Annotated in this window: 9 protein-coding genes and 1 tRNA gene; 1 reads left to right on the top strand and 9 read right to left on the bottom strand. The window is 51.7% G+C overall.

The window, feature by feature from the left end:
- Nucleotides 1-102: 102 nt before the first annotated feature.
- From AACZ64_RS04355 to AACZ64_RS04325, 7 genes are all read right to left on the bottom strand, one after another.
- Nucleotides 103-378 carry an HU family DNA-binding protein gene (locus tag AACZ64_RS04355; protein WP_036860706.1) on the bottom strand — a complete coding sequence of 92 codons (276 nt, stop codon included), beginning with the start codon at nucleotides 376-378 and terminating at the stop codon, nucleotides 103-105.
- Between the two features lie 127 nt (nucleotides 379-505).
- Nucleotides 506-2,917 carry an endopeptidase La gene (gene lon, locus AACZ64_RS04350; RefSeq protein ID WP_293614665.1) on the bottom strand — a complete coding sequence of 804 codons (2,412 nt, stop codon included), beginning with the start codon at nucleotides 2,915-2,917 and terminating at the stop codon, nucleotides 506-508.
- A gap of 147 nt (nucleotides 2,918-3,064) precedes the next feature.
- On the bottom strand, nucleotides 3,065-4,354 hold the full coding sequence (gene clpX, locus AACZ64_RS04345; protein WP_293614664.1) for an ATP-dependent Clp protease ATP-binding subunit ClpX: 1,290 nt from the start codon (nucleotides 4,352-4,354) through the stop codon (nucleotides 3,065-3,067).
- A 106-nt stretch (nucleotides 4,355-4,460) separates the two neighbouring features.
- Nucleotides 4,461-5,093, bottom strand: a complete 633-nt coding sequence (clpP, locus tag AACZ64_RS04340) for an ATP-dependent Clp endopeptidase proteolytic subunit ClpP (RefSeq protein WP_293614663.1) — start codon at nucleotides 5,091-5,093, stop codon at nucleotides 4,461-4,463.
- A gap of 185 nt (nucleotides 5,094-5,278) precedes the next feature.
- On the bottom strand, nucleotides 5,279-6,604 hold the full coding sequence (gene tig, locus AACZ64_RS04335; RefSeq protein WP_293614662.1) for a trigger factor: 1,326 nt from the start codon (nucleotides 6,602-6,604) through the stop codon (nucleotides 5,279-5,281).
- A gap of 39 nt (nucleotides 6,605-6,643) precedes the next feature.
- Nucleotides 6,644-6,728: transfer RNA gene (locus AACZ64_RS04330), tRNA-Leu, on the bottom strand.
- Nucleotides 6,729-6,861: 133 nt separating this feature from the next.
- Nucleotides 6,862-8,214: a hypothetical protein gene (locus AACZ64_RS04325; RefSeq protein WP_293614661.1), complete on the bottom strand. Its 1,353-nt coding sequence runs from the start codon at nucleotides 8,212-8,214 to the stop codon at nucleotides 6,862-6,864.
- Between the two features lie 232 nt (nucleotides 8,215-8,446).
- Here AACZ64_RS04325 and AACZ64_RS04320 point away from each other — a divergent pair, with 232 nt between their 5' ends.
- Nucleotides 8,447-8,755 (top strand): hypothetical protein, encoded by a 309-nt coding sequence (locus AACZ64_RS04320; RefSeq protein WP_293614660.1) that lies wholly within the window; start codon nucleotides 8,447-8,449, stop codon nucleotides 8,753-8,755.
- Between the two features lie 114 nt (nucleotides 8,756-8,869).
- Here the strand turns inward: AACZ64_RS04320 and fadA are convergent, their stop codons facing one another.
- Nucleotides 8,870-10,048 carry an acetyl-CoA C-acyltransferase FadA gene (fadA, locus tag AACZ64_RS04315; protein ID WP_339639729.1) on the bottom strand — a complete coding sequence of 393 codons (1,179 nt, stop codon included), beginning with the start codon at nucleotides 10,046-10,048 and terminating at the stop codon, nucleotides 8,870-8,872.
- 32 nt (nucleotides 10,049-10,080) lie between these two features.
- Entirely contained in the window at nucleotides 10,081-12,231 is a 2,151-nt protein-coding gene (fadB, locus tag AACZ64_RS04310; RefSeq protein ID WP_339639728.1) for a fatty acid oxidation complex subunit alpha FadB, read from the bottom strand.
- Nucleotides 12,232-12,283 lie beyond the last annotated feature (52 nt).

The following is a 12,283-nucleotide window of genomic DNA, read 5'->3' as shown; positions in this document are numbered from 1 at the left end:
TCTTGATTTGGTTTTATTTGGACGGATAAGGTTATTTAAAAAAAAAGGCGCATCGCTGATGCGCCTTTCAACATACAAAAAAGACAAACAGCAGACGCCGTTTTATTTATTAACAGCGTCCTTCAGAGCTTTACCAGCTTTAAAGCTAGGTACGTTGGCAGCAGCAATCTTGATTTCTGCCCCGGTCTGAGGGTTGCGCCCAGTGCGAGCAGCACGCTGTTTAACAGCAAACGTCCCAAAACCTACCAGAGAGACCGGGTCACCTTTTTTCAGGGTACGGGTTACAGCGTCAATAGCGGCATCCAGCGCGCGGCCGGCAGACGCTTTGGAAAGATCAGCGGCATCGGCAATAGCATCAACGAGTTCAGATTTATTCACAATAATCCCCTTGTTATGTTAATAAGACTCTTCACCTGTAACACACGACTTTACTGCTTTCCCGCAGGCTGTGGCATGTAAGATGACTGCAACGTTATACCAACCCCCCGAAAACCGGTCAAGCGCTTTAGTGAGTATTTATGCGGGCTCCAGCCTCACCATGAGTTTTTGTTTCATCTTTGTCGACGCGATCATACTCTTCATCAGACAACGGTTCCGGTTTTCGAATCAACGCAATCTCCAGAACTTCATCAATCCACTTGACCGGATGTATATCAAGATCTGCTTTAATATTCTCCGGTATCTCTTTGAGGTCGCGCTCATTTTCGTAGGGAATCAGCACCGTGCGAATGCCACCGCGATGAGCTGCCAATAGCTTTTCCTTTAAACCTCCAATTCTTAACACTTGACCGCGAAGGGTAATCTCACCGGTCATGGCCACATCCGCACGCACCGGGATACCAGTGAGCACTGAAACGAAAGCAGTACACATTCCGATACCGGCGCTGGGGCCATCCTTGGGGGTCGCGCCTTCAGGCACATGAATATGCAGGTCTACCTTCTGGTAAAAGTCGCGTTTGATGCCCAGGTTTTTTGCTCGACTGCGAACCACCGTCAACGCCGCCTGGATAGACTCCTGCATCACATCACCAAGCGAGCCGGTTTTAACCACCTGTCCCTTACCTGGCACCGCAGAAGACTCAATGGTTAACAACTCACCACCCACCTGGGTCCAGGCAAGACCGGTAACCTGGCCAATCTGGCTCTCTTCTTCAGCGCGACCAAAGTCATATTTGTAAACACCCAGCAAATCTTCGAGCTCAGCGGAAGTAATGTGGTGAGACTCCCTGACACCGTCGCGAACGTTCCGCGTAACCACTTTCCGACAGATTTTTGCCAATTCGCGCTCCAAACCTCGCACACCCGCTTCACGCGTGTAGTAACGAATAACGTCCATCACCGCTGTGTCGTCCATGGTCAGCTCGTTCGGCTTCAGACCGTTAGCTTTGCGTTGCTTTGGCAACAGATATTTGAGCGCAATATTGATCTTTTCCTGCTCGGTATAGCCGGGAATCCGAATGACCTCGAGACGATCCAGCAGAGGACCGGGAATATTCATCGAATTTGCCGTACAGATGAACATAACTTCGGAAAGATCGTAATCAACTTCCAGGTAATGGTCGTTGAAGCTATTATTCTGCTCGGGGTCAAGGACTTCAAGCATCGCCGAGGCGGGATCACCGCGATGGTCCATGCCCATCTTGTCGATTTCATCCAACAAGAATAACGGATTCTTCACCTCGGCTTTGGCCAATTTTTGAATCGGCTTGCCTGGCAGGGATCCAATATAAGTCCTGCGGTGCCCACGAATTTCAGCTTCATCACGAACACCACCCAGAGACATACGCACATATTTCCTGCCGGTTGCCTTGGCGATGGACTCACCGAGTGAGGTCTTGCCCACCCCCGGAGGCCCCACCAGACACAACACGGGTCCTTTAAGTTTTTTCACCCTCTGCTGGACTGCCAGAAACTCCAGAATTCGCTCCTTGACCTCCTCGAGCCCATAGTGGTCTTCATGGAGAATGCGTTCAGCACGCTTGAGGTCGTGGCGGACCCTGGAGCGTTTTTTCCAGGGCACACTGACCATCCAGTCAATATAGCCGCGCAAAACCGAGGCTTCAGCCGACATCGGCGACATCATTTTCAGTTTATTCAGTTCTGATTTTGCTTTATCAAGCGCATATTTTGGCATACCAGCTTCATTGATTTTCGTTTCCAGCTGTTCGATATCATTGCCACCCTCCTCAACTTCGCCAAGTTCTTTCTGGATCGCTTTCATCTGCTCGTTGAGGTAGTACTCTTTCTGGCTTTTTTCCATTTGTTTTTTGACGCGCCCACGAATGCGCTGCTCAACTTCAAAAAGCTCGATCTCGGATTCCATCAAGCCCAACAATGTCTCCAGCCGATTTGCCAGAGAAGGTGTTTCAAGTATTCCCTGTTTTTGTTCGACACTGAGGGCCATGTGTGTGGCCAGGGTGTCAGCCAAACGACTGGGATCCTCAATACCTGCCACGGTACTCACAACCTCTGAAGGGATTTTTTTACTCAGATTGACGTACTGTTCAAACTGGGTCAGAGCCGATCGCATCAATGCTTCGGATTCTTTACTGGACAACACCTCGTCGGACATCACTTCGTAAACACCCACGAAGTAGCCGGGCGATTCATCAATTTTCTGGATAGTAACGCGCTCGACACCTTCAACCAGCACTTTGACCGTGCCATCGGGGAGCTTCAGCATTTGTAACACCGTGGCGAGAGTGCCCACACGGTAGAGATCATCGGGTGTCGGATCGTCTTCCGCTGCAGCTTTCTGCGCCACCAGTAGAATCTGCTTGTCCTGCACCATCGCTTCTTCAAGGGCCAGAATCGATTTTTCCCGGCCGACAAACAGTGGGATCACCATATGGGGATACACCACTACGTCGCGCAGAGGCAGCATTGTCAATTGATTATGCACAGTGTTCTGTCCCATTCTTTAACCTCTTTAGCGAGCGTTTAATACAAATTAGCTTACTGCAAATATGGGGTTTACAGGGGTAAAAACAAGTGACCAGCGGCAGATAAATGTCTTTAGGCAAAAAAGAAGGCCCCGCAGGGCCTTTCGGGGATAAAAAATAGCTTACTCATCACTGGCAGCTTTTTGCTGCTCTTTATTTTCGTAAACCAGTAGCGGCTCTGACTCGCCACGAATTACAGTGCTGTCAATCACCACTTTGTAGACATTGTCCATAGAAGGAATGCTGTACATGGTTTCCAGAAGGACGTTTTCAATAATCGAGCGCAACCCGCGGGCACCGGTTTTCCGCTCCAGTGCACGCTCGGCAATGGTCTCGAGTGCATCACGACGGATATCCAACTCCACCCCTTCCATTTCAAACATGGCCTCATACTGCTTGATCAGGGAATTTTTGGGCTCGACTAGAATGTTCACCAGTGCATCGCGATCAAGCTCCTCAAGTGTGGCAATCACGGGCAGACGCCCCACGAACTCTGGTATCAGACCAAAGCGCACCAGATCTTCCGGCTCCAAGTCTGTGAGAGTCTGACCAATATTTTTGCTGGTATCCTTGCTTTTCACCTGAGCACTGAAGCCAATACCACCTTTATCGGAGCGCTCCTGGATAACCTTCTCCAAACCGGCAAAGGCGCCCCCGCAAATGAAAAGGATATTGCCGGTATCCACCTGCAAAAATTCCTGCTGGGGATGCTTCCGCCCACCCTGTGGCGGCACCGAGGCAACCGTCCCTTCAATCAATTTCAACAGGGCTTGCTGAACCCCCTCGCCTGACACATCACGGGTAATGGAGGGGTTATCCGATTTTCGGGAAATCTTGTCAATTTCGTCGAGATAGACAATACCACGCTGGGCTTTCTCAACATCATAATCGCATTTTTGCAATAATTTCTGAATAATATTTTCAACATCTTCCCCGACATAACCCGCTTCTGTCAGGGTTGTTGCGTCGGCAATAGTAAAGGGAACATTCAGCAGTCGCGCCAGTGTTTCGGCCAGCAGCGTCTTGCCACTGCCAGTGGGACCAACCAGCAGGATGTTACTTTTGCCCAGTTCAATCTCCTTTTCTGCACTCTTGCCGCTACTCTGGAGGCGCTTGTAGTGATTGTAGACAGCGACAGAAAGGATTTTTTTGGCACGCACCTGGCCAATTACATACTGATCAAGAATCGCATTGATTTCTTTGGGTTTAGGCAGTTCTTCACTGGAGGACTCAGCGTCAGTGTCCTGAATCTCTTCCGTGATAATGTCATTACAAAGGTCTACACATTCGTCACAGATAAACACCGACGGACCTGCAATCAGCTTGCGAACTTCGTGCTGACTCTTGCCGCAGAAAGAACAGTACAGCAACTTGCCGTCATCTTCCCCTTTTCCGGTTTTCTCATCACTCATAATACTGTCTCTACAAATCTACTCATCTTTAACCGACAAGGGAGAATAAAATTCTTTTATATCAAACAGATAAAACATATCTTCTCTTTTGAAAAGACTAACGACTCTAGGGACGTTTGTCCAGCACCTGGTCAATCATGCCATATTTTTGTGACTCCTCGGCACTCATGAACTTATCCCGCTCGGTATCGAGGGCGATTTGCTCTATGGACTGGCCAGTATGGAAAGCAAGACGCTCATTCAAACGCTCGCGTATCTTAAGAATCTCCTGGGCCTGAATATGAATATCGGATGCCTGTCCCTGAGAGCCACCACTGGGCTGATGAATCATGACTCTGGAGTTTGGCAGGCAGTAACGTTTTCCGGCTTCACCGGCGGCCAACAGGAAAGCACCCATACTGGCGGCCTGACCAATACACATGGTGCTGACATGAGGCTTGATAAATTGCATGGTGTCGTAAATTGACATCCCCGCGGTCACTGACCCACCGGGCGAGTTGATATACAGGTGAACATCCTTGTCGGGGTTCTCTGATTCCAGGAACAACAACTGCGCCACCACCAGATTAGCCATGTAATCCTCTACAGGTCCCACCAAGAAAATAACGCGCTCCTTTAATAAACGGGAGTAAATGTCATAGGAGCGCTCACCGCGAGCAGACTGTTCCACCACCATGGGCACCAGACCACCTGCGTTACTCACATCGAGACCGGACGTCGAAGATAGATCAAATTTCATAGATATTCACTCAAGAAAAAACCTGTCGAAGCATTGTAACCAGCAGTAGGGAGAAGGCAAGTAACCCGGACCGCTCCCGATCACTCCGAAAACCAACAGGCCCCAAACATCCTTGAAGCTTGGGGCCTGTCGCTACACACCATCGGAGTCACGACTGTACCCCAAGTGGCCTGAATAAATGAATACTAGAAATCTGCCGTGCCGTCCTGATCCGGTTGAATGGCTTTCTGGTAGCTGACTTCCTCTTCATTGACCGTCGCTACTGAAAGCACATGGTCAATCACCTGATCCTGGAGCACTGCAGACTCTACGCCCTTCATCAACTCCTGACTGCTGTAGTAATATTTGACCACTTCCTCGGGCTTCTCATAAGTGGAAGCCATTTCTTCGACACGGTCGCGAACCCTTTCAGGACTGGTTTCAACTTTCTCGGTTTTAACGATTTCATTAACTATCAGGCTGACAATGGAACGACGCTTCGCCTGATCAATAAACAGGTCATCGGGTAGCAACTCGGGATCAAAATTGCTGCCACCACCGCCCATGCGGTCGGCCATCTGCTTTTTCATCTTGGAGATTTCGCTGGCAACCAGTACCTCCGGGATTTCTTGTTCACTGTGCAGATTACACAGCTGCTCCATAACCCGGCCTGTGGTCTTGGTTTTCAATGCCTGCTTCAGGTCACGCTCCATATTCACGCGAACCACTTCACGGAATCGTTCTTCTGTACCCTGTTCCATACCGTACAGCGCAAAAAACGCCTCATCCAGCGGGGGCAAGACAGCCTCAGTCACTGCATTGACCTTGATGGTGAACTCGACAGGCTTTCCTTTCAGCTCTTCGGCGTGATAGTTTTCGGGGAAAGTCAGTGAAAGCACTTTTTCTTCGCCGGCAGACATACCCACGACCCCTTCCTCGAACCCGGGGATCGCTTTACTGGCGCCGAGATCAAGCATGAATTCCTTGGCAGAACCGCCATCAAACTCCTCGCCACCCATGATACCCCTGTAGTCGATATTGACCTCATCACCATTAACGGCGGGACGGTTGACCTCTTCCCAACTGGCGTTCTGCTTGCGCAATGCGTCAATCATCGCAGTGACATCCTCTTCTGTCACTTTGGCAAGAGGCTTGGTGACGACCACTTTCGTCAGGTCCGTCAAAACAACCTCAGGCATAACCTCAAAAGTCGCGACAAACTCAAGATCCTGACCCGGTTCATCTTTCACCGACTCAATTTCAGGACGTCCTGCGGGTTTAAGTTTCTCCTGGGCAACAGCTTCAGCGAATGTGCGACCCAGCACTTCGCCGACAACTTCCTGACGAATGCTATCACCAAAACGTTTTTTCAATACATTCATGGGCACTTTGCCCTTGCGAAAACCGTCCAACCGAACTGTTTTGCTGGCCTTATTCAGGCGTTCATTCACCTCAGCGTCGATACGCTCTGCCGGTACGCCCAGGGTCATTTTACGTTCGAGACCAGAAGTTGTTTCGATAGAAACCTGCATGATTGTCCTCTGAATAGTTCGCTAACTTAATTAATTTTATGGTGCGGACGGAGAGACTCGAACTCTCACATCTCTCGATACCAGAACCTAAATCTGGCGCGTCTACCAGTTCCGCCACGTCCGCAATAAGCCGGGTAATATCGAATCATGCGGCAGGCAGCCGCTTTCGACAAAGGGGGTGGATTTTGCCACAGCACACACCCCTGAGCAACAACCGATGACCCTGTAGTGCCATCCGCAACAAAGTTAAAAAGACATCAGGTTGGCCGGGCGATCAATACGACAGCATCTTCTGCAGACTGATTGATCAACAACGTTTCCGTTCGTTCAGCGGGCAACAAAACCGCCTCTTCCATCAGAAGATGATGGCCACCCAATACAACCACACCATCAATCGCCATCAGCAGACCATAACAGCCCGTAGCGGGCACCAGATAACCAGAACCGGGCAGCAACGTCAGCCGCCACACACGGAAATCATCGAAGTTCACCACTTCAACCAACAGATAACCCAGACCCTCCTCCAACATGGTCAACTCTGGCAAATCCGGGGTCTCAAGGGACATCATGGCTACCGCCTGCTCCGTGTCCCATTGCCCCTGAGTGAGAACTTTCTGGGCAAATGACAAGATCCTTCGTTCATAGACAGGGGTCTGGAATTCCACCGTGCGAACCCCGTGTTGCAGGGCATGAGGTGTCAGCAGCGGAATCTTGACCACATCGCCCACGGAGAGTGGTAACAGCGCCGTAAATCGGTTCATCTCCTCTCGCAACTGATGCTCCTGCTGCTGCAGAAGCTCTGGCAGCTCATCGAACCAGCCCTGCAAACAACTGGCTGGCACCGGCACATTGGCATCAATACCGAGCACTTCACGCCGCTGGTCGAAAAGGTCGTCAATCTCACGGCGAACAACTTCATAGCGTTTCACAGCCGCCAGGAAGTCTGCCCTGAAATCATCATCAGAGACATAAGCCGCCTTGACCTCCGGATCAAAACCAAAACGGATGGCGCCCATACCTTCCGGCCAGGCATGGCGGTCAATGTGCGTAACGACATAGACTTCGCGCTTTTCCTCGTGCAGCTCAAAGTACAGATCGCCGTATACTTCCTCCGGCAATGGATCGAGTATCTTGAGCAGATTGATGTGGCGTTCTGCACCAGCCGCCAGTCGCCGGGGGGCAGCCGAGAGAATCCAGGGCAAGGGGCTGCGAGCGACGCCATCACTGACATAAGACTGGCCGCGTTGCTCAATACCGGTAAACCAGATTTCCCTCCCCCAAGGCTTATCAATAGCTACCGGCTCCAGGCGCATGGGGCGATCGAGGAAAAGCAGGGGGAAACCGTAGGCAACACAGAAATCACCCAGGTCGAAACAATCGTGGTCCAACATCACCAACCGGTCGACGAGCAACTCGTCGAATGCGGTCACAGTGAAAGTGGTCTGGCCCTCGAGTTGCTGAAAAATAGCCAGCAACTCAATGACCGGCGAGCCGGACAGGTAATACTGCACATACTCGTAGCGGAGAGTCAGGCAATCCCATGGGCTCAACGGCCCGGCAAGCCATTGCTCAAGGGCGTGTTCAGGGTTTTTCGTTCGGCGTATATCCAAGCTGATTCATTCCAATCATTTCGTAACAAAGTCTAGCAAAAAAGCGATGACCCCGCCGAAGGAAAAGAACCGCAGGTCTGCTTGAAAAGCACCTGCCTGACGAGGTTCTTGAAACAATCAACTTGACGAAAGCTACTTGAGTGTCTTTACTGACGTAACAAAAAATTATAAAACCCAGGCCCCACCACGATGATGCGTCGTGAAAAACTTATCGAACCTACAGGATAGTATTATGATCAAACCACACAAATTACTCGCGTATCTGGCAACTCCACTCATCGCCGTTTTTATGCTGTCAGGCTGCGCAGAAGATGAGGGAACCGGTGAGCAACCTGTGATGGAAGAAGCTGTAGAGAGCGCAGAGCAAACAATGGAAGAAACCGGCGAGACCGCTAAAGAAATGGCGGAGGAAGCGAAGGAAGACATGAAAGAGATGGGCGACGACATAAAAGAGGCCTCTGAAGAACAATGGCAGGAAACCAAGGAGGCAACTAAAGAACAGTGGGAAAAAGCCAAAGAGGCCACTGAACAAGATAAATAATAATCGGCAACCCGAAAATCTTTACATTCCCAACAAAAAAACCGGCACAAGGCCGGTTTTTTTGTGCCGCATGAAATAGCGTGTTCTATCTGTAAATCGATCAAACTCCCACCGCTAACTCAAGCGTTCGAATACGGTCGTCACCCCCTGCCCCAGCCCGATACACATGGTTGAAACCCCCAGTGTACCGTTGTGCTGACGAAGCACATTCAACAAGGTCCCGCTGATTCTGGCACCGGAGGCACCCAGCGGGTGCCCCAGCGCGATTGCACCACCATTGACATTCACTTTCTGGTCCATCACGTCCAGCAGACCAAGATCCTTTAACACTGGCAGGGATTGGGCAGCAAACGCCTCATTCAATTCCAGATAATCGATATCAGCAATGGTCAGCCCCACCTTTTTTAGAGCCGCACGGGTGGCGGGTACTGGTCCATAGCCCATGATCGAGGGGTCAACACCCGCCGCCGCCACCGAAACAACTTTCGCCATTGGCGTCAGACCCAAAGCAGTAGCTCGCTCGGCAGACATCACCAGCATGACTGCTGCGCCATCGGTAACCTGCGAGGAAGTACCGGCAGTGACCGTTCCGCTGACCGGATCGAACACCGTTTTCAACTGTGACAATCCCTCCAGGCTGGTTTCAGGACGGATCGTTTCATCCTCCTGCATTAAATAGAGGCCACCATTCTCATCGTGGGCCTCGAGCGGAATAATCTCATCGACAAACCGGCCTGCAGTGCGTGCTTCGGCCGCCAGGTGATGGGAGCGAACGCCAAATTCATCCTGCTGTTCACGGGTAATACCGTGAATCCGGGCCAGATATTCTGCAGTCAGACCCATCATGCCCGCCGCCTTGGCAACCCTGAGATTCTGTGCCGGATTCGGGTCGTGATCATGCGTCATCGGCACATGGCCAAGGTGTTCCACTCCCCCCACCAGATAAATATCGCCCAGTCCTGCCATCACATTGGCCGTGGCAATATGCAGTGCCGACATGGAAGAACCACACAACCGGTTGATCGTCATTGCAGGAACGTGGTGGGGAATGCGGGTACGCAGAGCCGTCATTCTGGCCACGTTGAAGGATTGCTCACGACCCTGCATCACACATCCCCAAAGGATGTCATCTATTTCAGCGGGGTTCAGTTGCGGATTGCGATCCAGCAGTCCCTCAATCAGTGCCGCGCCGATTTCATCGGCACGGCGATTCCTGAAGGAACCATTTTTCGAGCGGCCCATCGGGGTTCGCGCGCAATCAATAATCACCGTATCTCTTGGTTTCAAGCTCACAAAAAATCTCCTGTTAACCTCTGGTCCGGCGATCAGCCGTAATAACCTTCACCGCTGGCAGCCATCTCTCGCATTTTTTCAGTGGGGGCATAGAGCTTACCCAAATGGCCAAGGCGATCGGCCATAGCGCAGAAATTATCCAACCCCATTTCATCCATCCAGCGGAAAACGCCACCGCGAAACGCCGGGAACCCAAGGCCATAAACCATCGCCATATCTGCTTCAGCGGGTGAACCCACCACACCGGTTTCCAGACAATGAGCCAGCTCGATACACATGGGCACCATATAGCGCGCTACGATGTCCTCATCAGTGAGCTGGTGATAGCTGGAGACTAGGGGTTTAAACAGCTCCGCCACGGAGTCGTCCGCAAACTTGCCGGGCTTGCCGCGCCGGTCTTTTTGGTAAAGATAAAAGCCCTTACCATTTTTCTGACCCAGCCGGTCGTTCTCAAACAGGGTACGAGTGGGCGAAATATCCGCAGCATCTGCCATGCGATCCGGGTAGCCCTCCACCATGCTGGGGAAACAGTGCACGGCGGTATCGATGCCCACCACATCCAGTAGATAGGCGGGGCCCATCGGCCAGCCCCAAGCCTCCATCACCCGGTCGATATGCTGGTAGTCGGCACCGTCGACTATCATCTTGTCAAAGCCGAACACTGCGGGGAACAGCACCCGGTTTACCAGAAAGCCGGGGCAATCATTCACCACAACGGGTTTCTTTCCGAGCGCCAGCGCGTGGGCCACGACGGAGCCCACAGTCTCATCAGAGGTCTTGCTGCCGCGAATCACCTCCACCAATGGCATGGCATGAACCGGATTGAAGAAATGCATGCCACAGAAATTTTCTGGTCGTGTCAGGTTTTCAGCCAACAGATCAATGGAAATCGTCGAGGTGTTGGACACCAGAATAGCATCCTGCTGGAGTCGCCCCTCAACCTCCGGCAACACCACACTTTTAACCTTGACATTTTCCACCACCGCTTCAATCACGATATCGGTATGCTCGATCCCGTCGTAGCTCAAAGAAGGCATGATTCTCGACAGTACCGAGCCCGCTTCCAGCGGACTCATCTGGCCGCGATCTACCCGCTTGGCCAATAGTTTGTTCGCCTCACTCATACCCAACGTCAGAGAATCGGTGTTGATGTCTTTCATCAGCACGGAAAAACCCTTGATGGCATTTTGATAGGCGATACCGCCACCCATAATGCCCGCGCCCAGAGCTGTAACGTGAGCAATCGATTTAGTCGCCTGTTTGGCATATTTTTTCGCAACACCGCCGATAAACTGGTCGTTGAGAAACATGCCCACCAGTGCCCGACACTGCGGTGTCTGGGTCAGGTCGCTGAAAGCCTGGAATTCCACTTCAAGTGCTTCGTCACGACTCATTTCGGCAGCCTGCGACAGAACATCAACGGCGGCCAGCGGTGCGGGATAGTTACTGCCCGCCTTCGCCATAACCGCAGCGCGACTGGTGTGCACGGACATCCCCAGCTCAATCGTATTGAGTTGTATGGGGGCCTGTTTGCGCTGACGACGGACCATATAATCGAGTTCGCCGCTGGCGGCGCGCATCAGCATCTTCACCGCTTCGTCTTTCAACAGGTCTGGCTCTACCACGGCATCCACAGCGCCGTCTGTGAGGGCGGCAGCGGCCTTCTTGTGCTGCCCTCCGGCAATCCACTCCGCAGCATTGTCAAAACCAATCAGTCGCGGTAGTCGGACCGTGCCACCCCAACCGGCAATAATACCCAACTTGGTTTCCGGCAATCCCACCTGCGCTTTGCTCGACATCACCCGGAAATCACAGGCGAGGCAGACCTCAAAACCGCCACCGAGGGCAAAACCATTGATGGCCACTACCGACGGAAACGGTAGTGACTCAATTCGGTTAAACGCTTCATTGGCCGGAGCGAGAAATTTGCGGCGGTCTGCCTCACTGCCTTTGAACGCCTCACCGAATTCAGTGATATCCGCCCCGGCTACAAACACGCTTTTACCACTGGTCAGCAGCAATCCTTTGATATCGGTTTTTTCCGACAGCAGCGAGAGTGCTTCCAGCAACTCCATCAACGTAGCCTGATTAAATATATTGACCGAACCCTGCTGTGCATTGAAATTCAGCTCCACAAAACCGTTTTTGAGTGGCTTCAAGCTGAGGGTGTTGCCCTGAAACATGGGTGCTCCTATCCTGAAAAAGTGGTGGTAACTAAAGGCTATTGGTCGGCGG

This window comes from uncultured Porticoccus sp., from assembly GCF_963975625.1.
Taxonomy (GTDB): Bacteria; Pseudomonadota; Gammaproteobacteria; order Pseudomonadales; family Porticoccaceae; genus Porticoccus.
Note: the sequence above shows the minus strand (reverse complement) of the source record. Positions and strands in the feature narration are given on the sequence as shown.